The sequence below is a fragment of the Clostridiales bacterium genome, assembly GCA_015243575.1.
GTDB lineage: Bacteria > Bacillota > Clostridia > Peptostreptococcales > Anaerovoracaceae > Anoxybacterium > Anoxybacterium hadale.
This window is the reverse complement of sequence record CP042469.1, coordinates 1,754,192-1,778,105: the sequence shown is the minus strand read 5'-3', so window position 1 is coordinate 1,778,105 and position 23,914 is coordinate 1,754,192. Positions and strand designations below refer to the sequence as shown.

27 protein-coding genes, 2 tRNA genes and 1 riboswitch are annotated in these 23,914 nt (G+C 43.4%); of the genes, 24 read left to right on the top strand and 5 right to left on the bottom strand.

Annotated features, from left to right (window positions below; translation table 11 throughout):
* Window positions 1–16: 16 nt before the first annotated feature.
* The 4 genes from FRZ06_07790 (at window position 17) to FRZ06_07775 (ending at window position 4,430) form a co-directional block, all read left to right on the top strand.
* Complete coding sequence (locus FRZ06_07790; protein ID QOX63254.1) at window positions 17–1,957, top strand: YgiQ family radical SAM protein; 1,941 nt, start codon at window positions 17–19, stop codon at window positions 1,955–1,957.
* Between the two features lie 69 nt (window positions 1,958–2,026).
* Window positions 2,027–3,370: a site-specific DNA-methyltransferase gene (locus FRZ06_07785; GenBank protein QOX63253.1), complete on the top strand. Its 1,344-nt coding sequence runs from the start codon at window positions 2,027–2,029 to the stop codon at window positions 3,368–3,370.
* A complete protein-coding gene (locus tag FRZ06_07780; GenBank protein QOX63252.1) occupies window positions 3,367–4,257 on the top strand; it encodes a YitT family protein in 891 nt (296 codons plus the stop codon). The genes FRZ06_07785 and FRZ06_07780 overlap by 4 nt, the downstream gene beginning before the upstream one ends.
* Before the next feature lie 97 nt (window positions 4,258–4,354).
* A tRNA-Arg gene (locus FRZ06_07775) sits at window positions 4,355–4,430 on the top strand.
* Between the two features lie 353 nt (window positions 4,431–4,783).
* Here FRZ06_07775 and FRZ06_07770 read toward each other — a convergent pair.
* Window positions 4,784–5,122, bottom strand: a complete 339-nt coding sequence (locus tag FRZ06_07770; GenBank protein ID QOX63251.1) for a helix-turn-helix transcriptional regulator — start codon at window positions 5,120–5,122, stop codon at window positions 4,784–4,786.
* Window positions 5,123–5,239: 117 nt separating this feature from the next.
* On the opposite strand from FRZ06_07770, the gene FRZ06_07765 reads away from it, so the two are divergent.
* The 5 genes from FRZ06_07765 (at window position 5,240) to FRZ06_07745 (ending at window position 8,991) form a co-directional block, all read left to right on the top strand.
* On the top strand, window positions 5,240–6,031 hold the full coding sequence (locus FRZ06_07765; GenBank protein ID QOX63250.1) for an amidohydrolase family protein: 792 nt from the start codon (window positions 5,240–5,242) through the stop codon (window positions 6,029–6,031).
* A 147-nt stretch (window positions 6,032–6,178) separates the two neighbouring features.
* On the top strand, window positions 6,179–6,526 hold the full coding sequence (locus FRZ06_07760) for a cupin domain-containing protein (GenBank protein ID QOX63249.1): 348 nt from the start codon (window positions 6,179–6,181) through the stop codon (window positions 6,524–6,526).
* A 350-nt stretch (window positions 6,527–6,876) separates the two neighbouring features.
* Window positions 6,877–7,590 (top strand): hypothetical protein, encoded by a 714-nt coding sequence (locus tag FRZ06_07755; GenBank protein ID QOX63248.1) that lies wholly within the window; start codon window positions 6,877–6,879, stop codon window positions 7,588–7,590.
* A 259-nt stretch (window positions 7,591–7,849) separates the two neighbouring features.
* Entirely contained in the window at window positions 7,850–8,278 is a 429-nt protein-coding gene (locus FRZ06_07750) for an RNHCP domain-containing protein (protein QOX63247.1), read from the top strand.
* Between the two features lie 155 nt (window positions 8,279–8,433).
* Window positions 8,434–8,991, top strand: coding sequence for a GNAT family N-acetyltransferase (locus FRZ06_07745; GenBank protein QOX63246.1), 558 nt, complete (start codon window positions 8,434–8,436; stop codon window positions 8,989–8,991).
* Here the strand turns inward: FRZ06_07745 and FRZ06_07740 are convergent.
* On the bottom strand, window positions 8,956–10,281 hold the full coding sequence (locus FRZ06_07740; protein ID QOX63245.1) for an FAD-binding oxidoreductase: 1,326 nt from the start codon (window positions 10,279–10,281) through the stop codon (window positions 8,956–8,958). The genes FRZ06_07745 and FRZ06_07740 overlap by 36 nt on opposite strands.
* Before the next feature lie 275 nt (window positions 10,282–10,556).
* Here FRZ06_07740 and FRZ06_07735 point away from each other — a divergent pair, with 275 nt between their 5' ends.
* Together FRZ06_07735 and FRZ06_07730 are read left to right on the top strand one after the other, a co-directional pair.
* On the top strand, window positions 10,557–10,754 hold the full coding sequence (locus FRZ06_07735) for a DUF4177 domain-containing protein (protein QOX63244.1): 198 nt from the start codon (window positions 10,557–10,559) through the stop codon (window positions 10,752–10,754).
* Window positions 10,755–10,852: 98 nt separating this feature from the next.
* Window positions 10,853–11,389, top strand: a complete 537-nt coding sequence (locus FRZ06_07730; GenBank protein QOX63243.1) for a flavin reductase family protein — start codon at window positions 10,853–10,855, stop codon at window positions 11,387–11,389.
* A gap of 82 nt (window positions 11,390–11,471) precedes the next feature.
* On the opposite strand, the gene FRZ06_07725 is transcribed toward FRZ06_07730, so the two are convergent.
* Window positions 11,472–12,314, bottom strand: coding sequence for a DUF3307 domain-containing protein (locus tag FRZ06_07725; GenBank protein QOX63242.1), 843 nt, complete (start codon window positions 12,312–12,314; stop codon window positions 11,472–11,474).
* Complete coding sequence (locus tag FRZ06_07720) at window positions 12,265–12,954, bottom strand: hypothetical protein (GenBank protein QOX63241.1); 690 nt, start codon at window positions 12,952–12,954, stop codon at window positions 12,265–12,267. Before FRZ06_07720 ends, FRZ06_07725 begins: the two co-directional genes overlap by 50 nt.
* Window positions 12,955–13,354: 400 nt before the next feature.
* Between FRZ06_07720 and FRZ06_07715 the strand changes: the two genes are divergently transcribed.
* The 13 genes from FRZ06_07715 (at window position 13,355) to FRZ06_07655 (ending at window position 23,079) form a co-directional block, all read left to right on the top strand.
* Window positions 13,355–13,431, top strand: a tRNA-Arg gene (locus FRZ06_07715).
* A 210-nt stretch (window positions 13,432–13,641) separates the two neighbouring features.
* Window positions 13,642–13,950, top strand: coding sequence for a winged helix-turn-helix transcriptional regulator (locus FRZ06_07710; protein QOX63240.1), 309 nt, complete (start codon window positions 13,642–13,644; stop codon window positions 13,948–13,950).
* A gap of 9 nt (window positions 13,951–13,959) precedes the next feature.
* Complete coding sequence (locus FRZ06_07705; GenBank protein QOX63239.1) at window positions 13,960–15,060, top strand: acetyl-CoA synthase subunit gamma; 1,101 nt, start codon at window positions 13,960–13,962, stop codon at window positions 15,058–15,060.
* Window positions 15,061–15,076: 16 nt separating this feature from the next.
* The gene (locus tag FRZ06_07700) at window positions 15,077–15,373 is read left to right on the top strand and encodes a 4Fe-4S dicluster domain-containing protein (protein ID QOX63238.1); all 297 of its coding nucleotides are present in this window, start codon (window positions 15,077–15,079) and stop codon (window positions 15,371–15,373) included.
* Between the two features lie 41 nt (window positions 15,374–15,414).
* Window positions 15,415–15,855: an arsenate reductase ArsC gene (locus tag FRZ06_07695; GenBank protein QOX65874.1), complete on the top strand. Its 441-nt coding sequence runs from the start codon at window positions 15,415–15,417 to the stop codon at window positions 15,853–15,855.
* 265 nt (window positions 15,856–16,120) lie between these two features.
* A complete protein-coding gene (locus FRZ06_07690; GenBank protein ID QOX63237.1) occupies window positions 16,121–17,644 on the top strand; it encodes a DNA methylase in 1,524 nt (507 codons plus the stop codon).
* Window positions 17,641–18,081 (top strand): YolD-like family protein, encoded by a 441-nt coding sequence (locus FRZ06_07685; GenBank protein QOX63236.1) that lies wholly within the window; start codon window positions 17,641–17,643, stop codon window positions 18,079–18,081. Before FRZ06_07690 ends, FRZ06_07685 begins: the two co-directional genes overlap by 4 nt.
* 157 nt (window positions 18,082–18,238) lie before the next feature.
* Window positions 18,239–18,346, top strand: a riboswitch (TPP riboswitch).
* Between the two features lie 146 nt (window positions 18,347–18,492).
* A complete protein-coding gene (gene thiM / locus FRZ06_07680) occupies window positions 18,493–19,314 on the top strand; it encodes a hydroxyethylthiazole kinase (protein ID QOX63235.1) in 822 nt (273 codons plus the stop codon).
* Entirely contained in the window at window positions 19,301–19,942 is a 642-nt protein-coding gene (gene thiE, locus FRZ06_07675; protein ID QOX63234.1) for a thiamine phosphate synthase, read from the top strand. Before thiM ends, thiE begins: the two co-directional genes overlap by 14 nt.
* Window positions 19,939–20,601: an HAD family phosphatase gene (locus tag FRZ06_07670; protein ID QOX63233.1), complete on the top strand. Its 663-nt coding sequence runs from the start codon at window positions 19,939–19,941 to the stop codon at window positions 20,599–20,601. Before thiE ends, FRZ06_07670 begins: the two co-directional genes overlap by 4 nt.
* A gap of 139 nt (window positions 20,602–20,740) precedes the next feature.
* On the top strand, window positions 20,741–21,547 hold the full coding sequence (gene thiD / locus FRZ06_07665; protein ID QOX63232.1) for a bifunctional hydroxymethylpyrimidine kinase/phosphomethylpyrimidine kinase: 807 nt from the start codon (window positions 20,741–20,743) through the stop codon (window positions 21,545–21,547).
* Window positions 21,544–22,716, top strand: coding sequence for a putative hydroxymethylpyrimidine transporter CytX (gene cytX / locus FRZ06_07660; GenBank protein QOX63231.1), 1,173 nt, complete (start codon window positions 21,544–21,546; stop codon window positions 22,714–22,716). Before thiD ends, cytX begins: the two co-directional genes overlap by 4 nt.
* Before the next feature lie 159 nt (window positions 22,717–22,875).
* A complete protein-coding gene (locus tag FRZ06_07655; GenBank protein ID QOX63230.1) occupies window positions 22,876–23,079 on the top strand; it encodes a hypothetical protein in 204 nt (67 codons plus the stop codon).
* 12 nt (window positions 23,080–23,091) lie between these two features.
* On the opposite strand, the gene FRZ06_07650 is transcribed toward FRZ06_07655, so the two are convergent.
* Window positions 23,092–23,847, bottom strand: a complete 756-nt coding sequence (locus FRZ06_07650) for a hypothetical protein (protein QOX63229.1) — start codon at window positions 23,845–23,847, stop codon at window positions 23,092–23,094.
* Window positions 23,848–23,914 lie beyond the last annotated feature (67 nt).

The following is a 23,914-nucleotide window of genomic DNA, read 5'->3' as shown; positions in this document are numbered from 1 at the left end:
AGAAACAGGAGAATTTATGTCATTTTTACCAATGACTATGAAAGAAATGCAAGAGCAGGGGTGGCATCAGCCTGACTTTGTCCTGGTAACGGGCGATGCCTATGTTGACCATCCCTCTTTTGGTACTGCAATTATTGGCAGAGTTCTGGAAAGCCGCGGATATAAGGTGGCGATCCTTGCTCAGCCGGATTGGAGAAAAGTCGATGACTTCAAACGGTTTGGAAAACCCAGGCTTGGCTTTCTCATCAACGGAGGAAATGTAGACTCAATGGTCAATCATTTCTCTGTATTTAAGCACAGAAGAAAGACCGACAGCTATTCTCCTGGGGGGAAAGCCGGACTGAGGCCCGATCGATCGGTCATCGTATACAGTGGAAGAGCAAGAGAGGCATATAAAGATGTTCCCGTGATCATCGGCGGCATTGAGGCAAGCCTCAGGCGTTTTGCACACTATGACTATTGGGACGATAGTGTGCGCAGATCGATTCTTATGGATTCCAGAGCAGACCTCTTGATCTATGGCATGGGAGAGCACGCTGTAGTTGAGATCGCAGAAGCGCTTGATTCCGGCATTGAGATTAAGGACATCAGTTGGATCAAGGGAACTGTCTTTCGAGAAACCAATACGCTCCTGAAAGAAGGCGTGTTGGAAGGCGCTTTTGAACAGGAGCATTTTGGGGATAAGGATACGATTCTTCTTCCATCCTATCGGGAAATCACAGAAGGCGATGATGCGAAAAAATATTATGCCAAGAGCTTTTTACTCCAATATCGAAACAATGACTGGATCAACGGAAAGCGACTGGTAGAAAAATATGATAAAACGGTCTATGTAATTCAAAATCCACCGCAGGAACCGCTGACCACAGTGGAGCTTGACGATGTTTACGAATTACCGTATGAAGGGATCTGGCATCCTGCCTATGATAAGGATGGGGGAATTCCGGCCATTGAAGAAGTAAAGTTCAGTATCACAGCAAACCGTGGCTGCTTCGGAGGCTGCAGTTTTTGTGCTTTGACATATCATCAGGGCAGGGAAGTTCGAGGCAGAAGCAGGGAGTCTATCGTAAGGGAAGCTGTAAAGCTGACAGAACGGAAGGATTTTAAGGGATATATTCATGATGTAGGAGGCCCTACCGCGAACTTTAGAAAAGCGGCCTGCCAGAAGCAGGAAAAGGCAGGTGTTTGCCGTGATAAGGACTGTATGTATCCAAGACCTTGCAGCTTGATGGACATTGATCACAGCGAATATCTGGAGCTTCTCAGAGAGGTTCGGAGCCTTGATAGGGTCAAGAAGGTTTTTATTCGTTCCGGGCTTCGATATGACTATCTCCTGGCAGGGAGAGATGATGTATTTCTGGAAGAACTGTGCAAACACCATGTTAGCGGCACGCTAAAGGTGGCACCGGAGCACATTTCAAACAGAGTCCTGGCCAAAATGAGAAAACCTTCAAAAGAAGTGTTTTTGGATTTCAGCAGGAAATATAAAGCGACCAACGAACGACTGGGACTGAAACAGTATTTAATTCCTTATTTCATTTCATCCCACCCCGGGTCGACGATGGAGGATGCGATTGAGTTGGCGCTGTTTTTAAAGCGAGGCGGCTTTGTTCCGGATCAGGTTCAGGACTTCTATCCCACACCGGGAACTCTTTCCACCTGCATGTATCATACAGGACTTGACCCTTTCACTGGAGACACGGTATATGTTCCCAGAGATCCGGAAGAAAAACGAATGCAGCGTGCATTGATGCACTTTAATAAAAGAGAAAACCGGGATTTGGTTCTGGCGGCATTAAAAAAAGCAGGACGTGAGGATTTGACACCCGTTTTGCTCGGATCTGCTCATCGTGATAGCAGGGCAGCTGCTCCTGCGAGAAGAGGCAATCGAGAGAATCAAAAAAAAAGTTCGGGATCATTCTTCAGGTGGTGTCCGTACGGATCAGAGCAGGAGTAGGGAACAGTCATCCGGCGAAAGGACAAAGAATACAACGAAGAAAATCGGGGAGAAAACTGGTAAACGGAAATGAGTCTCTTGACAAAATTGCCTATTATGATAGAAGAATGCGAAAAAGCGTGCCGAGAAATTGAGGCGGGCAATTTTGCTATAACGGAAAAGATCGGAAACGGAGAGAATCTGCTCGTTCATTCTGACAATCTTACGTTGATGAAATATTTATTGGAACAGAAGGCAATGGGGCAAAAAATTAACCTAATTTATATTGACCCTCCCTTTTATTCTAAGGCAAACTACGGAACAGAACGGAAGCTGTCTTCTGAAAAAATCGGAAAAGTACCGTCCATCAAGCAAAAGGCCTACCATGATGTATGGGAAGAAGGGATGGAGTCTTATTTACGAATGCTGACAGAGCGATTTTTTCTGATGAAAGAACTTCTGGCAGAAGACGGATGTCTATGGGTGCATCTAGATTGGCATAGTGTTCATTATGTAAAAGTGATCTTGGATGAAATCTTCGGTGAAAAGAACTTTATTAATGAAGTAATATGGAATTATAAATCCGGCGGTGTGAGTAAGAATTATTTTGCAAGAAAGCATGATACGCTGCTGTTTTATGCAAAATCCTCCAATTACTACTTTAAAGCTCAGCAAGAGAAATCCTACAACAGAGATTTGAAACCTTATCGGTTCAAGGGTGTAGCCGAATTCAAAGACGAGGTAGGCTGGTACACCATGGTCAACATGAAGGACGTTTGGCAGATTAACATGGTGGGAAGAACTTCTGCTGAGCGTACTGGGTACGCGACGCAGAAACCAGAACAGCTCATCGAGCGGATTTTAGAAAGCTGTACGAGGGAAGGGGATCTTTGTGCAGACTTTTTCTGTGGATCAGGGACATTGCCCGCGACAGCGGATCGCATGGGCCGAAGGTGGATTGCCTGCGACCTTGGTGCTCTGGCGGCAGTGAACACCCAAAAGCGCATGGTTGAAAGCACAAAGCAAGGGTATACGTTCCTCAGAGAGTCGAAAAAGAAGGAATGGAAGGGTAACTTAAAAGTAAAAACTGATTTGCGGGCGCTAGATGATTCTGATAAAATGAAGCTTGCTGTAACACTGACGGGATATGAGATTGAATCGATTTTGGATATTCCAGTTGAAAAGAAACAGTTGCCAGTCATCAAAGAGATTCTTTCTAAGGACTCCCTCCAATTGCTGGATTACTGGAGTATTGACTTTGAATATAACGGAATTACATACAGTCCTCAGCTTTCTTTCTGTAAAGGGAGCGACTCAATCAGCCTTGGCTGTGAATGGAACACAACGGCAAAGGGAACCATCGCGATTCGGTGCATTGATATTTTTGGGAATAATTCCTTTCAAATAATTCCTATAGGGGGTAAGGATGAATGAAAATTAAGATTGAAAAACCAAATTTCAAGAAACTCGGGGTTGATATGCTGTTTATACTGATAGGTTGCTCGATCAGTGCGATCTCAACCATCGGGATATTGATTCCCAACGGACTCACCAGCGGAGGAGTCACAGGTATGGTGAGAATTGTACAAGGGTTTTTGCCTGTCAATTTTTCCGTGTTATATTACTGCTTCTCCATCACGATCCTCATTATATGCTCCATCCTGCTGGGAATGAAAGAGGCGAGAAAGATTCTATTGCTGACGATAACCTTTCCCACAATCCTCTTTATATTCGAGCACTTTCAGTTTTCAATTCTGGAGGAAAAGGATCTATTTCTAGCGGCGATCTATTGCGGAGTTCTGGGTGGGATTTGTTCGGGATTGGTGTTTTCCAGAGGATACTCTTTCGGAGGAACCGATACCATCGCTAAAATTATACAGAAAAAGTTCATGCCCCACGTTGGACTCAGCCAAATTCTGCTCGTTATTGATGCATGCGTTATTGTCGGATCAGGCTATCTGTTCGGCAGAAACATAGCACTGTATGCACTGGTCACACAGGTAATTTTTTCAAAGACGGTAGACTTCGTAATGTACGGGTTTGAAACGAAGGCCGTACAGGTTGAAATCATCACCAGTAAGCGAGATGAAGTAGCCAATTACATAATGACTGATATTTCAAGAGGTGTGACGAATGTGATGGTAACGGGAGAATACACAAAAACCTCGCGCCAAAAAATTGTCACCATCTGCTCGCCAAGAGAAAGTATTCTGATAAAAAAATATGTGGCGAAGCATGATAAAAACGCCTTTGTAACTGTAATTCACGTCGATACTGTCTGGGGACGGGGCGAAGGCTTTACCGATATTCAGAAAGACTAAGAAAGAAGAAATTTTTTAGAAAAGTCGATTTGCGTTGACTTTTCTTCCATTTAGAAGTAAAATCAATATTGGCGCTCTAAATCAGTGCCAGCAACCCGGGGCGTTAGCTCAGTGGATAGAGTCGCAGACTTCGAATCTGTCGGTCGGGGGTTCGAGTCCCTCACGCCTCGCCAAAAAACCTAAGATGGTATTTCCGTCTTAGGTTTTTTTCGTAGTAAGGAGGGACTCGAACCCGAAAGGGTATCGAGCGTCAAGAAAACCATCGATGATGGTTTTAGCGAGATAGTCCGAGCCTGTGTGGACAGGCGAAGGACGGCGGGCACGCAGTGTACGCAAAGTCCCTCACGCCTCACCAAAAAACCTAAGATGGGTATTTCCGTCTTAGGTTTTTTTCGTAGTAAGGAGGGACTCGAACCCGAAAGGGTATCGAGCGTCAAGAAAACCATCGATGATGGTTTTAAGCGAGATAGTCCGAGCCTGTATGGACAGGCGAAGGACGGCGGGAACGCAGTGTACGCAAAGTCCCTCACGCTTTGGGCTGTGAAGAATGTTCTTTCCCCCAATCACACATAGCTATGACTATTGGAATAAGGCTTTCCCCTTTGGGAGAGAGAGAGTATTCAACTTTTGGAGGCACCTGAGGATACTCTTTACGAAGAACGATGCCTTCTGATTCCAATTCTTTCAGTTGGGTGCTTAACATTTTATGAGTAATTGTATCTATATTTTTTTTCAGCATATTGTATCTCGCTGGAGCAGTGCAGGCAAGGAAGTAAATAATTTTTAGTTTCCATTTTCCGGTTACGATTGATAATGTATATTCAAAAGGTTCCTTGTTGCTTACAAAGCATATTTTTTTATCCATAGCTAAACTCTCCTTTTCGTAAGTATACTACAAAAAAGTGCATTCTACCTTTTTTGAATAAAGATATTATAATACAGAGTAAAGGATCAATCAAACGATAGAAAAGAGGACATATTTATGATTATTGATGGACACTCTCATGTTACTTTGCCGGTTGAGGAACATATAAAAGCGATGGATGCTGCGGGTATTGATAAAACCGTTTTGTTCTCCACGACCTTTCACCCTGAAATAAACAGAAACTTTACCGAAGTTAGATCATCTATGGAATTTCTAAATGACTTGTTAGCAGGAAAAAAAGGCTCTATGATAGAGGCACGTCAAAAATCCGTATCAGAGCTTATGGATGCAATCAAACAATATCCTGACCGCTATATAGGATTTGGGGCGGTTCCAGCGGGGCTTGAACTAAAACCCACACTTCAATATGTTGCTGAAAATATTCAGAAAAACAACTTGTCTGGAATGGGAGAATTTACACTCGGCAGCGGCCAAATATATCTTCTGAAAAATATTTTTGAAGCTTCAAAAGAGTTTCGAAATCTCCCTATATGGATACACGCTTTTTTTCCACTGACATTTCAGGATATAAAAGAAATTTCGGAGCTGGCAAAAGATTATTCTGAGACTCCTGTTATTTTAGGCCATTTGGGAGGAAGCAACTGGCTTGAAACGGTTGCACTTGTTAAAGAAATTTCTAATATGTATCTGGATACATCAGCATTTTATTCGACTTTTGTTTTACAATGCATCATCAATGAAGTGCCGGAGAAATGTTTCTTTGGAGTAGACCGCCCCTTTGGTGATTTACTACTATCTAAAAACGCTGTTTTGCAATCTGCAAAGACGTCTGCTGTAGCAAATGCGGTTTTAGGAGAAAATATAGCCAAATTACTAAATGTGGCCTAATGCAAAGCAAAAACAGAGAATGTTAAAATACTAGTCATTGACCAAAGGGCGTGTGATTTAATCAAGGATTAAAGCAGAGCGTTATGATATGTTTAAATTGGGGTATAGTAAAGCATAAGCTTAAATAAATAAAGGGAGGGATTATCTATGAAGAAGTTTACTTTTACAGATTATTTTCATGAGCCTCAGGGAAAAATAGCCAAGCGGATGCTTTTCAAAAGTGATGATGTAATTGCTTTTGTTTTAAATATCGCGAAAGGGGAAATCTTGCCGGGACATACACATCTGGAATCAACCCTTTTCCTGCAGGTCATGGAGGGTAATGCCAAGGTTGTCACCGATGGGAATGAAACTCCGCTTCAGACAGGCGAGTTAATGCAGGTTGATGGTCAGGAAAGCTTGCAGGTTATTAACACCGGGGAAGATGTTTTGCGCCTTTACGTGACAATTTCGCCAATGGGATCAGAGGCTTTTGCAACAGATGCAAATGTTTAATGACTTAAGGGGGAGTCGTTCATTTGGACAATCATTAATACGTACACGATTCAAAAATACACTCATCATGGAGTGTATTTTTGATGTATGGATAAGACAAGGGTCGGAAACTAAAACAATGTGGAAAATTATGGGTAACAATCTTGCCTTCCAAAGCCTATAGGTTGTATAATCAGGGTAGGGATTGCCGTTAGGCGGTTGATCACTCTCTTTTAAAAGGGGGTGGTAACTATGATTACATATTCAGAGCTGTTACAGTTCTGCTTGGTGAAGCTTATTACCCTTAGCTACAGCCTTAAAAAGTAACGAAAACCGCCTTAACATAGTATGTCTTTTGAAAGGGGAATTTTATGAATGTGTCAGGGTTTGAAAGAACATCCAGACTTAGTCATGCCAGTTTATCTTCGCTATCTCTTTTTGATCGTGTTAATTGGGATGTAATACCGCACAAAGGAATGGCACGACCGACAGAGCAAGAGTTTGATGTTCTTATGAATGATCTCGCTAAGGCTTTAGCGGAAGCGCGTGCAGAGAAAGATGATGCCAAATATAAAAGTTTAAGCTTGACGAAGGAAAAGGTCTATGCGCAGTATCTCTCAGCAGTTTCACCTGATCGGAAGGCTCTTGTGAAAGATGCATCTCAAGTCATCAATGGAGGCACTCGAAATCATCAACGTAAGAAATCAGAAGAACCGAAAAATCTAATTGATTTTTTAAATATCAGAGATGGATTTGTGAAATCCACATCGGAAGGGCGTTTTAGCATCACACTAAAAACGGGTACTACAATTATTGCAAGCGGCTCTGATTTGCAACCGAATACTTTTGAGCTGAAGGAAAGTGAGTTCGGACCGTCGGTAATGGGCTATAACCCCAACGGATGGGCGTGGACAGCGACACCGCAAGAACGTGTGCTAAGCAGCCGTTTTCTGATCAAAATAAATTCACTGGAGCAGCGTTACTATTCTGAAAATAATAATGGAGAAACTGCCACCGGAAACAGCCGTTCAGCGGATCAGGCGAGCGAAATAACAATCGTGCCGACGATTGATATCATTGTATAGCAATCAGACGATGGAATAAAAGGAAAAGTGTATCTTTTTCCATAAATGTATATATGATATAATAAGATGGGCTGATGATCATAGGATCTTCAGGCAAACTTTTCAGCAAACTGGTGCTGCTAAAAAATGAATTAGGAAAGGGGAATGTTTTTGATTAAAGTAAATAGTAAGGAGATTGTTGCAAACCGGGAGGTTTGCGACAGATAATCCCGCACTCCTCCCAAAGGAAGATATAACTAACTTTTGGAGGATATTGATCATGAATCGTGAAAATAAACGCAGGCAGTATGAAAAGGGGTACTACAAAACCCACGCCTGCAAAGATACATTTAATTGTAAGGTATGCGGTCGTCAGGTTTTTCCGGCAGAAGACGGCAGCAAACATCGTAATCATTGCCCGAATTGTCTTTCGAGCCTTCATGTAGACATTGAGCCTGGAGACAGAGAATCCGATTGCGGTGGAATTATGGAAGCTGTAGCCGTTTGGGTGCGAAAAGGAGGCGAATGGGCGATCATTCACCGATGCCGCAGGTGCGGCGAGCTGGTTTCCAATCGTGTCGCGTCAGACGACAACCCGATGAAATTGATGAGCATTGCAATGAAACCATTGTGCGAACCGCCGTTCCCATTAGAACATATCGAGGAAATGGTTTCCTTAATGGGCGGCGAGGGAAGTATGAAGAAATAGTCAGTATGAAACAAAGTGAAAGAGGTTGATTTCATGAGAAATCAGCTTCTTTTTTATAGAAGTGGAGTGCAGAGCTACTTAATTCTTCAAACGAGGCAATACCTTTGATATAATAGGAGCAAAGGTGAAATATTGAGTTTAGAGAGGTTAAGTAAATGGAGATTATTTCTGTCCGGGAAAGGTCGGAATACAAATACACTGCAATTCGTTATTTTCAGGAGAAATGGGCGGATGAAGAAAGCGCGAAGATCTATGAGGATTGCATTCTTCATTGTATTGATGCGAATGCACCTCTTCCGCAGTGGTATCTTCTTTTTAAAGGAGACGAAATTGTCGGCTGCGCAGGATTGATCACAAATGATTTTATTAGCAGAATGGACTTATACCCTTGGGTTTGTGCTCTTTTTATCGAGGAGCCATACCGTGGCCATGGATATGGTGCAATGCTGCTGGAAAAGGCAAAAGAGGATGCAGGACAGGGGGGATTTGAAACCCTATATTTGTGTACCGATCATATCGGATATTACGAGCATTATGGATTCTCCTATATCGGAGATGGCTACCATCCTTGGGGAGCCACTTCACGGATTTATGCAGCTAAAACGCTATCTGAGCAGGAGAGCCATTCTCCAGAGCGCAGAAAGCAAAAAACGGTTATCGGCAAAAGGGAGGAAACCTCATCCCAGAGGGATACTTTGCTCGAAGCAGAATAAATTGTCTGGATCATATTTCCGTTTAATTTCCATTAACCGATTCAGATTTTCCCCGAAATAGGCATCAGGCCAATCAAGGATCAGGGAGTCTGCGTAATTTTGGTATGCCCCCCAAGTGTAAGGGAGCATGGAACTACGAAAGTCTTCAATCCAGTTGATGTTTTTATCTGCGTCTGATTCTTTCACCCAATAGGATTGATAATGTATCAAAAATAATGGCTGCCGATGCACAAATGCAGTGGAACGGACCGGAACTTGGCTAATCGCTCCCCCATAAGCGGCTAATGAAACCACATTTGCCTGTCCAGGAGCATGCTGAAGATTGAGGATTAATTGATCAATTGCAGCACTGGAAAGCGGTTGATAGGCGTAAGCAGATGAGCCCTTGAACTTTTCTTGTCGCAGGGGAGAGCCAGCAAGCTGTCTGGCGGTTTCCAGCCATGAAAGGGCATGAAGTTCTACTGACTTCGGAGGGAGCATTTCTCTCAGTGGCGCAATCATCTGGCGCAGCTCCTGTTCGGGACCCACGAAGACACCACTTGCCCGAAGATCTCCCTGATTCTGGGATGGAAGTGCCAATAGAGAGGTGAGCCTGGGGTCAGTGTAGGGTGCCCATGCCTGCCAGAAATGAACAACATCCCTCAGGGATGAGAACTCCCATGTCATTCTGAACCGAACTACCGTTTTTATCGGATGAACCCGAAAACGAAAAGAAGTAACTGCTCCGAAACTTCCACCGCCACCGCCTCTGCATGCCCATAGCAGATCGCTATGATGGTTCTCATTGACACAGATTATAGTACCTTCTGCTGTCACCATTTCTACCTCAAGCAGATTATCACATGTCATGCCAAAGAGTCTGGATAAATATCCATAACCTCCCCCCAGCGTTTGTCCCGATATGCCAACCGTGGAGCAGGTTCCGCCCGGAAGGGTAACACCTTCATTCCAAAGGGCCTCATAGAGCGGAAGCAGTCGATGACCTGCACCAATTTGAATTGTTTGGTTTTCTTTATGATACATCAGTGCTTGTAATCCGCTGACATCAATGATGAGACCACAGCTAATCAGAGAATATGCTTCATAGCTATGTCCGCCGCAGCGGAGGCGAAAAGGCACTCGCTCTCTCCGTGCCCATAGTACTGCATTGACCACATCCTTTGTATGATTGCAATAAACGATCACTTTTGGATATTTGTTAAACCTACTGTTATAATCCTGCCTGGCTTCGTCATAGCAAGGGGAAGAGGGCAAAACGATACAACCGGATAGACCTCCTATATTTAGCATAGGGCAACCTCCTTAGAAGAAGCAGATTTTAGAAAAAGCGGGGTTAGGAAAGATCTATTCAATTTATATGCTGCGGGATGCAGAAAAAAGAATAACAGATAAAAGGATAAAAAGAGTCCTTGCAAGCTAATGAAAGATCGACTCCTTTATGTTATAATATGAAAAACATTTTCTGCCAGATGGATTTCCTATGATTTTGATGATATTTGATTAGATCAGAGAAATGATTTACGGAAAACCCAAGGAAGATCAAAGAAAGGGATCGGTGAGAATTTATGGAACGGTACGAATACAAGACTCTGTATACTGACGCTAAGGGTTTTCTGGGCGGCAAGATTGATCAAATGGAACTGCATAATGAACTGAACGATTTGGGATCGAAGGGATGGGAACTGGTTAGTACAGTTGCAGCTGCCCAAAGCTATGGAAGCACAAGATGGCTCATTTCAATTTTTAAACGTAAGCTTGATTAAATTTTTTCATGCAGGATGAGAACTGTTGATAACGAGCATACTTTTATATGTTTCAGAGGTATATCCATAACAGTGTTTCTTTATAGGAGGGTAAGATTATGAAGAAAGAAATAGAAGTATTTGATTATGCGAATGATATTTTGAGAGCTTTGCAGACAGGTGTTTTGCTGACGACGAAGTCAGAAGATAAAGTGAACGCAATGACCATTTCCTGGGGTACCTTGGGGATAGAATGGTCCAAACCAATCTTTACAGTCTTTGTTAGGGAAAACCGATTTACCAAACATCAGCTTGATCAGAATCCAGAATTTACGATCAATATTCCCTACGGTGATTATGATAAGAAAATCCTGGGGATATGCGGAACGAAATCTGGCAGAGATACAGACAAAATGAAGGAGTTAAACTTAACCTTGGAAGCGGCGGACAGCATTTCCGTTCCAGCCATCAGGGAGCTGCCGCTGACCCTTGAATGCAAGGTGGTATATAAGCAGAAACAAGAGAAAGATGCAATTGTTGTAGACCACAGGAACGCATTTTATCCCCAGGATGTTGATAGTTCCTATCATGGGGCAAATAAAGACTTTCATACCGCCTATTACGGAGAGATTGTGAGAGCTTATATTATAGAATAAGGAAGTGCGGTAAGTTATTGTTTCAGGCGGGATGGCTTTCAACCCGCCGATTGCAGAATGGGTTCCCATGAATCGGTCAACGCTAAAAGATGATCAGGTAAGCACCGATTACCATCACGGTACTAAGCAGTGTTCCCAACAAATAGTATTCTGCAAATTCTTTGTTTTCAATGATCTTGTTATATCTAGCAATAGATTTTGCTGTCAGAACCAATCCCATGGCTGAATACTGATTGATGGATAATAAAATTAATAGGATTAATCGTTCCAGAAAGCCAATAAATCCTCCGATTTTTTTACTGCTTTCTTCTACTTCTTTCCGATCCTGTTCTGTTTCAGAGGGCACCTCCAGGAAGCAGCTGTTTTCTTCGCTGGGTTTATACAGGCAAAGCAATTGCTTGATGGTGATGTTAGCAGGCTTCCACATAAGAAGAAGCATCGTAACCCAGGAAAGCACCGCAAATGGCCACACTTCTATTACTTCAAAGAACTTCCAAATGATGGGAAGAGGTTCGAGTTCGACGCCGCTTATCGTTAAGAAAAAAGATGCTGCGAAGATACAGACAATATGTAAGGCCTGGTCTGCCAGATACAAAGACCGCTGTACTTGTGGTGGCAAGGGCGCCTTGTCCATTAGCGTCATATAGTAAAATTTAGCGAGATCTATAAGGAAATGGCTTATGGATAATACAAGTACCGCAATCAGAAGCTTGATCTGAAAAACGGGGAGGATACATACGATTCCAGTCACTGTGTAGATGGAACCGTGTATCCCTTGTTTGTAAAGCGAATTTATTTTCTCTTCGGCCAGCCTTTCATTTTGAAAATAATAATCTCCAAGGACATGAGCCAGCAGCAGGTATATAAAATACAATTTAAACATGGGAATCCGCCTTAATCTTCTGCAATGACTGTGATACAACATCCATTGATTTTTTATAAGTATAATAATCCGCCTTGGATAAGAGTTTCTGCACCGCTGGTTGACTGATCTTTAGACGCTGCGCCGCCGCAGTCTGGTTGTCCCCATTGAGAAAACAATCGTAAGCAACTTCTCTCTGACGTTCTGTCCATCTTTGCCTGATGGCAGTGCATAATGACAAAATTGTATTCAAAAGGATCACTAAGTCTGAATTCCCTCCGTCCGCGGCAATCATGATGTCTGCATCATAGGATTTGTTCTTATTTTCGGTGTTTTTAAGTTGCTCTATCATCCTTCTGGCATGGTGATATGCTGAGCCGTCTGCACCATAGGGGATAAGATGATTGATTTCCGTTTCAATTTTACCAATTCCAATTCCAATCCGAAGCTTTACCGGATACATCCTGATTTGAATTCTCTGAATGATATCTATAACAGATTCGCCATCAGCCAGTAAACCCTGAAATTCATCGCCTAGTGTGATCATGAATCTGGCTGAAATACGATCAGCGTAACTATCATTGATTTCGCTGAGAACTCCGTTCAGCTTTTTTTGGATTTCAGAACGATCTTTCAGTTTTTTGGATGCCACAATATCACCGATAATTGCAATGTACGGTTTGAAGTCATATTGAAAGAACATGATACCACCTTCCCTTTGGTGAAAGTATATAATGGATTTGTGTTGAAATCAATATTTTATAACCTTTTAGAAATATAAATTAAAAATATAACTATATAAGGTTATATGGTATGAGTATAACCACATAAGGATATAAATATGATGTATAACCTATTCTGTTAAAGATAAACGCGGTTGCCTTTGCATGTGCTGAAGAGGGGTTAGGGCGTGGGGATAGCGTCTGACACAATCCTTTTGTCTTTGTACTCCAGTATTTATCGCCTGTCCTGATAAAAGTTTGGAAATTGCTTTACTTCACGGCTGAAATGCTGTAGTATATTTCTTGTACATTTTAGTTTTGCTGCTTAGATTTTGATTAAACAGATGAAAGGCATGCTGACTGGAACGTACGCAGTTATATGCGCCCGTAGCTCAGCTGGATAGAGCGTCAGACTCCGACTCTGAAGGTCACAGGTTCGACTCCTGCCGGGCGTACCATAAAAAATAGCCATCCTCGTGATGGCTATTTTTTATGGTTAGATCGCATTGTTGGAACCTGAGATAGAAATTTCCTTCCCTTTGGATAGCGAGAAGTCTATTATATAAAATTCTGGAATCACATTGACACTTATCGATATCCTGAATATAATGACAATATCGACAAATATCAATATCATTGATATTGATGAATAACAAGGAGGTAATGTTATGATTCAATCCTATGCAGAATATGCTCCTGTCTTCAAAGCCTTATCGGATGAAACTCGTTTAAAAATCATAGATATGCTGTCCTGCGGGGAAATGTGTGCTTGCGACATATTAGAAGCGTTCAGTATATCGCAATCCACGCTCAGTTATCATATGAAAATTTTGTCTGACAGTGGGCTGGTCAATGCGCGCCGTGATGGTGCATGGATGAGATATACTCTGAATAAAGAAAGAACTGATGAACTACTTGCATTTTTCACCAACATAACCAGAGAAAAGGAGGATTGTGTCTGCAAGAAGTGCAGGTGACCTGATAAAATGAAAAAGATTGTTCGATCAAATAAAAAAATAGTAGACATTCGCGGTTCTGAAGATAACTCAGCGTGTTGCTCCGGAGACGGAGATAACACATCCTGCTGCTGCGGCAGCCTACCAGTGACTGTAGAGGTATCCACGAAACTTTCGTTTCAAGATGTACTAGGTTCGTGGAAGGTAAGATGGGGAATCAAACGAATGAATTACAAGGTTGATCCCGGCCTGTATTATGTCGGACAGCCAGATATGAATTCACCCGTATTGGTTACTGCAAACTACAAGATGAGCTTTGATTCACTGAGAAAAGAACTCTCAGGCATTTCCGCATGGATACTCGTACTTGATACGAAAGGCATTAACGTATGGTGTGCTGCAGGAAAAAGCACTTTTGGGACAGAAGAATTAATAAAGCGTATTGAAGCTGTTGGCCTTTCCAATGCGGTTGAGCACAGATCTTTAATATTGCCGCAGTTAGGTGCGGTAGGAGTATCTGCGCATGAAGTTCAAAAGAGATCTGGCTTCAAGGTCGTTTATGGTCCTGTCAGAGCTGAAGATGTGCCTGCATTTTTGAACAACGGCATGCAAGCTGACAAAGGAATGCGGACGGTTCGATTTAATTTTATTGACAGAACTGTTCTGACCCCGGTTGAAATAGTCGGTTCGATAAAACCTTCCTTCATTATTTTCGGCGTGATGTTTTTATTGAATTTAGTTGGTCTATCGAGATTTACCGGCATGGATGTTTGCGCTTATATTGGAGCGATACTTTTCGGTTGCGTACTGACGCCAATGTTGCTTCCATGGATTCCGGGAAGAGCCTTTTCGCAGAAAGGTTGGTTATTAGGCTCGCTTTGGGCAATCAGCATTGTTGCTCTGAATGGATTCTTTCAAGGGATTGATTATGGTACTCTGACCAGTATTGCCTACTTGCTGATACTACCTTCCATATCAGCATATAAGGCTATGAACTTTACCGGATGTTCCACTTACACTTCATTCTCAGGAGTAATAAAAGAGATGAAAATCTCAATACCATTGATTGCTGGAACTATTGGCTTAGGAATCATCCTGCTGTTTACAGGGAATCTTTTATCCTTACTATGAAGGGAGAGAAAGTAAATTGAAGCATAAGTATTTGAAAAATGTTGCTACATTGAAGCTTGATTTAGATAAATGCAAGGGCTGTGGTATGTGTCTTGATGTTTGTCCGCACGGGGTCTTCGCTATGGAGATGGAAAAAGCTACGATCCTGGATCGAGATGCGTGCATGGAATGTGGAGCTTGTGATAAGAATTGCCCATTTGATGCCATAGAAGTGAAAATAGGCGTGGGATGCGCAGCAGCTGTTATCAATGGTTTATTGACTGGTACGGAGCCAAGTTGTGACTGTTCGGAAAATAGCAACGGATGCTGCTGAAATATGGGGTGAATAATATGCAAGACACATTGTCAATCAATATTCAAACTAAAATAAAAGTAGCTTTTATCTGTGTTCACAATTCCTGCAGAAGCCAGATTGCTGAAGCGCTTGGAAGGCATTATGCCTCTGACGTATTTGAAAGCTATTCTGCAGGCACGGAGACCAAGCCTCAGATCAACCAGGATGCAGTGAGGATGATGAAAGAAATTTACGGACTTGATATGGAGGAAACTCAGCATTCAAAGCTGCTTACTGATATTCCTGAAGTTGATATCGTAATTACCATGGGATGTAATGTAGAATGTCCTTGGCTGCCCAGTAGACATCGGGAAGATTGGGGCCTCGATGATCCGACAGGAAAAGGCGATGAAGAATTTATAAGGACTGTTAAGATTATAGAGCAAAAGGTTATAGAACTAAAAAATAGAATTATTAGTAATGAAATCATTTCTTCAGAGTTATGTGAAAAAGCGAAATAATGCGAGAGTAAATGCAGATGTGCTGGATCTAGGCGACTGCGTTTACTTTTGCAATTAACACCGGTCTAACTATGAATATTTTTTCGATTGAAAAAGAACATGCGTTCTGGTATAGTGTTGTTAAAGCGAAATGACAGCAGCAAAGGAGCGATTTTGAAGGCTCACGCAGCAGCAAAGAAATCGACTCTCATGAAGATATCGCTTTTGGCAAGCTTGCGGCGTTGTTCGGGCAAATGTGCAGATTTTAGGATGATCGGAGAATAGAATGAAGAATAGAACCTATATGGCAATTGATTTGAAATCTTTCTACGCTTCGGTCGAGTGTATGGAACGAGAGCTTGATCCACTGACAACGAACCTTGTTGTCGCTGATGCAAGCCGCACCGAAAAAACCATCTGTCTCGCTGTCTCACCCTCTCTCAAAGCATATGGCATTTCCGGCAGGGCAAGATTATTTGAAGTCATTCAGAAGGTCAGAGAAGTAAATGCAGCACGGCTACGTTTGGCCCCAGGACGAACCTTTATGGGCACATCCTTCAGCGATACGGAATTGAAATCCTCTCCGGGCCTTTCGCTTGACTACATTGCCGCTCCACCGAGAATGGCTCTCTATATAGAGTTCAGTACACGGATTTACGATGTCTACTTGAAGTATATCGCACCGGAAGATATTCATGTTTACTCAATTGATGAGGTATTCATTGATGTTACTGATTATCTGAATCATTACAATCTTTCAGCTCGTGAGCTCGCTACGAAAATGATTTTGGATGTCCTTAAGAGCACGGGCGTTACAGCATCAGCAGGAATCGGCACAAACCTGTATCTCTGCAAGATCGCTATGGATATACAGGCAAAACATACTCCGGTAGATCAGAATGGCGTGCAGATCGCCGAATTAGACGAAATGAGCTATCGCCGCCTGCTGTGGTCTCATCAGCCGCTGAGGGACTTTTGGCGTATTGGTAAGGGATATGCCAAAAAGCTTGAAGAAAAAGGTCTCTTTACTATGGGCGATATAGCAAGATGTTCCATCGGTAAACCTACAGATTACTACAACGAGGATCTGCTGTATAAGATGTTCGGTGTCAATGCCGAATTGCTGATCGATCATGCATGGGGATGGGAACCATGCACCATGTTCGACATTAAAAAATATAAGCCAAGCACAAATAGCATTGGATCAGGTCAGGTACTTCAATGCGCTTATCCCTATGACAAAGCGAGGCTGATTGTTCGGGAGATGACGGATCTGCTGGTGCTTGATCTGGTGGATAAAAGGCTTGTTACTGATCAGATTGTTCTGACCGTGGGATATGATATTGAAAATCTGATAGACCCGATGATAAGGAAATTATACAGTGGACCAATTACGACAGATCATTATGGACGCTCCATTCCGAAATCCGCTCATGGTACCACTAATCTTGGGCGGCAGATCTCATCTACAAAGCTGATAATAGATGCTGTTACTGAACTGTTTGAGCGCATCGTTGATAAGAATCTTCTGGTAAGGAGAGTCAACATCGCAGCGAATCATGTAGTTGATGAAGCATCTGTACGAAAATCAGACAGCCCAGAACAGCTTGATCTCTTTACGGACTACGCGGCTGCAAAAATGAAAGAGGAGAGGGAAGAAGCTGAGCTGGAGCGGGAGAAAAAGATGCAGAAGGCATTGCTCGAGATAAAAAAGAAATACGGCAAGAATGCTGTTCTCAAGGGCATGAACCTGGAGGAAGGCGCCACCACGTTAGATCGGAACAAACAGATTGGAGGGCATAAGGCATGACAAAGGAATACGATGACATCATCCATCTGCCCCACCATGTCTCTAAGGCACGCCCGCATATGGCGGGTATTGACCGGGCAGCTCAGTTTTCTCCTTTTGCAGCACTGACAGGCCATAGTGCTTCCGTCAAAGAAACTGCCAGACTTACTAATGTAAGAGTAGAACTGGACGAAAATATGAAGGATGTCTTGAGTGATAGGCTGCAGATCCTAGCAGACCGTCTCGATGAGGAGCACGAAATTGAAGTTACCTACTTTCAGCCGGATATGAAGAAGAATGGCGGAGCCTATGTTTCAGCTGTCTGTACAGTTAAAAAGATAGATAAATATGAACGGGTTATCGTCATGACCGATGGCACTGTAATCCCTATTGTTGAAATAGTCAGCATAGATGGTCAGATCTTTGAAACTCTGGGGTTTCATGAATGTGATGAGTGAATAAGGATAACCATGAAGAGATGCAGGAAGGAAGAAGGAATGCGTATAGAAATGTGGGGGGCTTCCGCTATCCTATGCAATTTATATTTATTGTGGTTGCTTTTTTCTCTCTATTGAGTATAATCAAAGATACAACATATAAGACAAATCTGATTGTCATAAATACAAGGGGTGCTCACAATAAGTGGGCTGAGAGTAAGCTGTGTGCTTTAACCCATAACCTGATTTGGATAATGCCAACGTAGGGATATATATAACGTTACGAAGCTGTGTATATGCATCCTATGTGCATACACAGCTTTTTTGTTGCATCCAGATCAGGGAAGCGCTGATTCATTGAGTGTGTACATCAGATCGGTTAGATCAGTGCTGCCTTAGCATGTATTTATGGTTTTGGTGAAAGGAGAGATTATGTTAAATACTTATCTGGCTAATGTTCGTTTGAATTCCCCACTAGTTCATTGCATTACGAACTATGTGACTGTGAATGATGTGGCAAATGTGCTGCTGGCATGCGGAGGGAGTCCCATCATGTCCGATGAAGAGGATGAGGTAGAAGAGATTACCTCCATCTGCGGAGGACTGAATATCAATATCGGTACATTGAACAAAAACACAATTTCATCGATGTTCCTGGCGGGAAAAAAGGCCAATGAATTGGGCCATAAGGTTTTACTCGATCCGGTAGGGGCAGGCGCGAGCAGGCTTCGTACTGAGACTGCGGCCGGGCTGATGAAGGAGATTCAGTTTGATGTGATCAGAGGAAATATTTCCGAGATTAAGACCCTTGCGTCAGGCAGCGGCAGAACAAAAGGCGTAGATGCTGACTTGGCGGAAGCGGTAACCGAACAGTCTCTGGACGGAGCGGTTGCATTTGTGAAAGAGCTTGCAAAACAGACCGGAAGCGTGATTGTTGTTACAGGAGCAATCGATCTGGTTGCTGAGGGCGAGCGCTGCTATGTGATCCGTAATGGTCGTCCTGAAATGGGTAAGATCACAGGAACCGGCTGCCAGCTATCCGCTCTGATCACGGCATTTATTACTGCAAATCCAGATCATGTACTGGATGCTGCGGCAGCTGCAGTATGCGCGATGGGGCTTGCCGGTGAAATCGGCTGGAATAATATGCTGCCGGGTGATGGTAATTCTACCTACCGAAATAGAATCATTGACGCCATTTATCAAATGGATGGGGCGACGCTTGAACAAGGAGCAAGGTATGAAGTGCGGTAAAGAGGATTTATTATTGTATGCTGTTACGGACCGTTCCTGGCTGAACGGAGAGACCCTGCACAGCCAAGTGGAAAGGGCATTGAAAGGCGGCGCGACCTTCATACAGCTCAGAGAAAAAGAACTGAACAAGGAAGTCTTCCTTGCCGAAGCAAAAGAGCTCCAAGCGCTTTGCAGGGAATACTCGGTTCCGTTTGTAGTCAATGATGACGTAGAGATTGCAATAGAGGCCGACGCCGACGGTGTTCATGTGGGACAGAGCGATATGGAGGCCGGCAGCGTCAGGGAGAAGCTTGGCCCGGATAAAATCCTGGGAGTATCGGCACAGACTGTAGAACAGGCCATATTTGCAGAGCAGAACGGGGCAGATTACCTCGGCGTCGGAGCAGTATTTCATACCGGGACAAAAGCGGATGCGGATGACGTAAGCCATGAAACACTGAAATCAATCTGTGAGGCGGTAAAGATTCCGGTTGTCGCAATCGGCGGCATCAGCATAGATAACGTTATGGAGCTGAAAGGGAGTGGTATCAGCGGTGTTGCAGTAGTCAGTGCTTTGTTTGCCCAGCCGGATATTGAAAAGGCGGCTGCAGAATTGAAAGAGTTCACCTGTAGGATGGTGAAGGCATGATAACCGGGGCAATATTCGATGTGGACGGAACCTTGCTCGACTCAATGCAGATCTGGAATAATGCGGGTGAGCGATACCTGAGGAAACTGGGAATAAAAGCCGAGCTTGATCTAGGAAAGGTGATGTTTTCAATGAGTATGGTTCAGGGAGCGGCATATCTGAAGGAAAGGTATCAGCTGCAATTTACTGCGGAGGAAATCATCAACGGAATCAACAGTACCATTCAGGACTTTTACGACCACCAGGTTAAGCTTAAGCCTGGTGTGAAACAGTTTCTTGGTGAAATGACAAAATGCGATATTAAGATGACCGCTGCCACCTCAAGTGACCGAAGTTTGATCGAAAAGGCTATGGACAGGCTAGACATTAACGGTTTTTTTGACCGGATTTTCACCTGCTCGGAGATAGGAACGGGAAAATCAAAGCCCGATATCTATCTTGCGGCAAAGCAGTACATGGATACTGAGATCTCTGATACATGGGTATTTGAAGATGCATACCACGCAATCAAGACGGCAAAAAATGCTGGCTTCCGAATCGCAGGCGTATATGATGCTTCCAGCATGAATGTGCAAAAAGAAATTAGGGAAATCAGCGATGTTTATCTCTATGATTTGACTGATTTTACTGCATTCATAGAGATTGTAAATCACAGATAACAAGAAATCATTTATTCCAGCGGCAAATCGGGGGCACCACTTTTTGTCGCTTATGGAAGTGCCGATTCATTTCGTGCGCACTTCCTTTACAAAATTAATGCGAAGGAAATCCATCGTTTCGATGGAAAGGGAGAAAATTATGAAAACAGCATTAACAATCGCAGGCAGTGATTCCTGCGGAGGCGCCGGCATCCAAGCAGATATCAAGACGATGACCACTCATGGCGTTTATGCAATGAGTGCGATAACCGCATTGACTGCTCAGAATACGACCGGCGTCACAGGTATCATGGAGGTTCCTCCGGAATTTCTTGAAGCACAGCTCGAGGCTGTGCTGACTGATATTTTTCCGGATGCAGTAAAAATAGGAATGGTTTCCTCCGTCGGTCTTATTAAAACCATTGCAGATAAATTAAAGACGTATCAGGTCAGAAACATTGTGATCGATCCTGTTATGATCTCGACCAGCGGTTCAAGACTGATCAGTGAAGACGCCGTAGATGCTCTCAAAGAGGCTCTTATTCCCCTTGCAGCCTTACTCACGCCCAACATTCCAGAGGCAGAGGTGCTGTCAGGGATTGAGATAAAAACAACGGATGATATGATTACTGCAGCTGGACGAATCAGCAGTCAATACGGCGTTGCGGTATTGTGTAAAGGAGGCCACAGCATCAATGATGCCAATGACCTGTTATATACTGAAGGCAGCTATCAGTGGCTCCAAGGGAAGCGGATAGATAATCCCAATACCCACGGCACCGGCTGCACGCTGTCCAGCGCAATTGCATCCAACCTGGCAAAAGGTTATGATCTGATTACAGCGATTGAGAAAGCGAAATCATATATCTCAGGTGCTCTTGAGGCAATGCTGGACTTGGGAAAAGGCAGCGGTCCGTTAAATCATGCCTTTGCCATCAATGTAGAAGATAGGAAGGCGGCATTATGAATGTAAAGAAAACCTCCGTGCTCAGCAACGGGTTGATCTGGTTTGGTGCCGCCGTATCCATGGCTGAGATCATGACGGGAACTTATTTTGCCCCTCTGGGCTTTACAAAGGGAATGCTAGCCAACCTTACAGGTCATTTGATCGGCTGTATGATGCTGTTTTTGGCGGGTCTCATTGGAGCAAGGACAAGGCGAAGCTCGATGGAAACGGTAAAAATGAGCTTCGGCCAGAAGGGGGGTATCTTGTTCGCCGTATTGAACGTTCTGCAGCTTGTAGGCTGGACAGCCATCATGATTTATGATGCGTCTCTGGCGGCTAATGGAATCATGGAAACCGGTCCCTGGGTATGGTGCGTTGTTGTCGGCGCATTGATTGTTATATGGATCCTGATCGGCATTACAAACCTTAGGAAGTTCAACGTCATAGCAATGACGGCACTTTTCCTCCTGACACTAGTACTTTGCAGGGGGATCTTCGCGGGGAATACGGCAGGTTTTCTGTCGGATGATTCCTTAAGCTTTGGTCTAGCAGTGGAATTAGCGGCAGCAATGCCTTTGTCGTGGCTTCCTCTGATCAGTGATTATACTAGAGAGGCTGAAAGACCTTTGGCGGCTACGGCGGTAAGCACCGTGGTATACGGTCTGACAAGCTGCTGGATGTATGCGATCGGTATGGGGATGGCGCTCTATACGGGAGAATTCGGTATCGGACAGATTATGGTCAATGCCGGATTAGGCATAGCAGGCTTATTGATCATCGTTTTTTCAACAGTTACCACAACCTTTATGGATGCATTTTCTGCAGGAGTATCAGCTGAATCGCTCACAGGGAAACTGAAGGCAAAATGGGTCGGCGTCATTGTAACCATCATCGGAACCATTGGGGCTGTGATCTATCCGATGGATAACATTATGGACTTCCTGTACCTGATTGGCTCAGTTTTTGCTCCAATGATAGCAATTATGATCACCGACTATTTCCTGCTGAAGAAAGACTGTACGGCTTCCGGAGCAAATCCAGTCAATCTGGTAATATGGCTTGCAGGCTTTATCATCTACCAAATGCTGATGCAGGTAGATACGATTCTTGGCAATACATTGCCGGATATGCTGATTACGATGGTTATCTGTCTGACCGTAAATAAGCTCCTGAAACGACGGTTAATGTGATAGCGATGCAGTGATGGCATTGGAATTCATTATAAATTAAAACTATAACCGCTTCATATATTGTAGTGTGGAGGGGACGGTTATGGGAATGAAAACGAAAAATAAGGCACTTTCTCTGGCATTTGCATTGTTTTACTTGGCACAATTTGTTACTTTGCATTGCCAAATTTATTAAACTTGTCTGCAAAACGATCAGATAAAATCGTTTACGGCGATAATCTAAAGCTGATTGATAAAATTGATAGAACCGAGCAAAACGGCAATATGATCAGTATTTACGCGTCCGGAAACGGAAAAAGCTATCGGTTTGATTTTGTCAGACTTACCAATGGGTATGATATTCTTCTTCATGAATCGATTTAACTTAAACTCGGCCTAATGAAGAAATGATACAAACAGCATCCCCGCAACAAAGCCTGTTATGTTGCCGATGGCGGACATTCTGCCTCTCCAGGTATCTGTAGCACCGGGGAGCGTTTCTCTGCAGATAATGTACAAAATCATTCCACCCGCAAAGGCTAGACTTACAGATGTAACTGTAGGTGAAATTGTACCAACAATCCTTCCTAGCAAGGAACCAAGTCCCATGGGTAATGAGGTAAGGAGTGATATCATCATTAGAGTACTTGATTTAGCTTTGCTTTCTTTCAAAAAGAGCCCGACAGCGAGACCTTCAGGTATTCCGTGGATCACCAATGCCACTGCAAGATGAAAGGCCTTGATCGGGGAGGCTAAAAATAAAGACCCTAGGGCAATTCCGCTTGGAATGTTATGAATACCAATTCCGATCGCCATAAGTATTGCTGCCTTCGCAAATCGCCCGCTGTACCGGTTTCCAATCAGTATATTGTCGTGATGCAGCGCTCCGTCTAGAAATACTGCCAGAGCCAATCCTAAAATAATCCCCGCAGCCGTGAGAAAGACGTTTCCCTGTTCATAAGACTCAGGAAGTAAATCAAATGTTACGATGGCTAGCATGAGACCACCGATAAAACCTAATGCAGTACCTCGAAACCGTCTTCCCCTTTGTTTCGTGAAATGAGATATTGCAATACCAATGGAAATCCCGGCAAAGCCCGTCAGAATTCCGGAAAGACCAGTCCAAATAGGTGAAGATATGATAGAATACATGATTACTCCATAAAATATTTTGGATTCAATTGAAGAAGAGGAATCAACCTTGAGGCTGGGATCTTTC

Bases quoted from the DNA above. Each gene is read 5' to 3' on its own strand.
- FRZ06_07790 (QOX63254.1), top strand. From the start codon at position 17: ATGTCATTTTTACCAATGACTATGAAAGAAATGCAAGAGCAGGGGTGG.
- FRZ06_07785 (QOX63253.1), top strand. From the start codon at position 2,027: ATGAGTCTCTTGACAAAATTGCCTATTATGATAGAAGAATGCGAAAAA.
- FRZ06_07780 (QOX63252.1), top strand. From the start codon at position 3,367: ATGAAAATTAAGATTGAAAAACCAAATTTCAAGAAACTCGGGGTTGAT.
- FRZ06_07770 (QOX63251.1), bottom strand. From the start codon at position 5,122: ATGGATAAAAAAATATGCTTTGTAAGCAACAAGGAACCTTTTGAATAT.
- FRZ06_07765 (QOX63250.1), top strand. From the start codon at position 5,240: ATGATTATTGATGGACACTCTCATGTTACTTTGCCGGTTGAGGAACAT.
- FRZ06_07760 (QOX63249.1), top strand. From the start codon at position 6,179: ATGAAGAAGTTTACTTTTACAGATTATTTTCATGAGCCTCAGGGAAAA.
- FRZ06_07755 (QOX63248.1), top strand. From the start codon at position 6,877: ATGAATGTGTCAGGGTTTGAAAGAACATCCAGACTTAGTCATGCCAGT.
- FRZ06_07750 (QOX63247.1), top strand. From the start codon at position 7,850: ATGAATCGTGAAAATAAACGCAGGCAGTATGAAAAGGGGTACTACAAA.
- FRZ06_07745 (QOX63246.1), top strand. From the start codon at position 8,434: ATGGAGATTATTTCTGTCCGGGAAAGGTCGGAATACAAATACACTGCA.
- FRZ06_07740 (QOX63245.1), bottom strand. From the start codon at position 10,281: ATGCTAAATATAGGAGGTCTATCCGGTTGTATCGTTTTGCCCTCTTCC.
- FRZ06_07735 (QOX63244.1), top strand. From the start codon at position 10,557: ATGGAACGGTACGAATACAAGACTCTGTATACTGACGCTAAGGGTTTT.
- FRZ06_07730 (QOX63243.1), top strand. From the start codon at position 10,853: ATGAAGAAAGAAATAGAAGTATTTGATTATGCGAATGATATTTTGAGA.
- FRZ06_07725 (QOX63242.1), bottom strand. From the start codon at position 12,314: ATGTTGTATCACAGTCATTGCAGAAGATTAAGGCGGATTCCCATGTTT.
- FRZ06_07720 (QOX63241.1), bottom strand. From the start codon at position 12,954: ATGTTCTTTCAATATGACTTCAAACCGTACATTGCAATTATCGGTGAT.
- FRZ06_07710 (QOX63240.1), top strand. From the start codon at position 13,642: ATGATTCAATCCTATGCAGAATATGCTCCTGTCTTCAAAGCCTTATCG.
- FRZ06_07705 (QOX63239.1), top strand. From the start codon at position 13,960: ATGAAAAAGATTGTTCGATCAAATAAAAAAATAGTAGACATTCGCGGT.
- FRZ06_07690 (QOX63237.1), top strand. From the start codon at position 16,121: ATGAAGAATAGAACCTATATGGCAATTGATTTGAAATCTTTCTACGCT.
- FRZ06_07685 (QOX63236.1), top strand. From the start codon at position 17,641: ATGACAAAGGAATACGATGACATCATCCATCTGCCCCACCATGTCTCT.
- thiM (QOX63235.1), top strand. From the start codon at position 18,493: ATGTTAAATACTTATCTGGCTAATGTTCGTTTGAATTCCCCACTAGTT.
- thiE (QOX63234.1), top strand. From the start codon at position 19,301: ATGAAGTGCGGTAAAGAGGATTTATTATTGTATGCTGTTACGGACCGT.
- FRZ06_07670 (QOX63233.1), top strand. From the start codon at position 19,939: ATGATAACCGGGGCAATATTCGATGTGGACGGAACCTTGCTCGACTCA.
- thiD (QOX63232.1), top strand. From the start codon at position 20,741: ATGAAAACAGCATTAACAATCGCAGGCAGTGATTCCTGCGGAGGCGCC.
- cytX (QOX63231.1), top strand. From the start codon at position 21,544: ATGAATGTAAAGAAAACCTCCGTGCTCAGCAACGGGTTGATCTGGTTT.
- FRZ06_07650 (QOX63229.1), bottom strand. From the start codon at position 23,847: ATGTATTCTATCATATCTTCACCTATTTGGACTGGTCTTTCCGGAATT.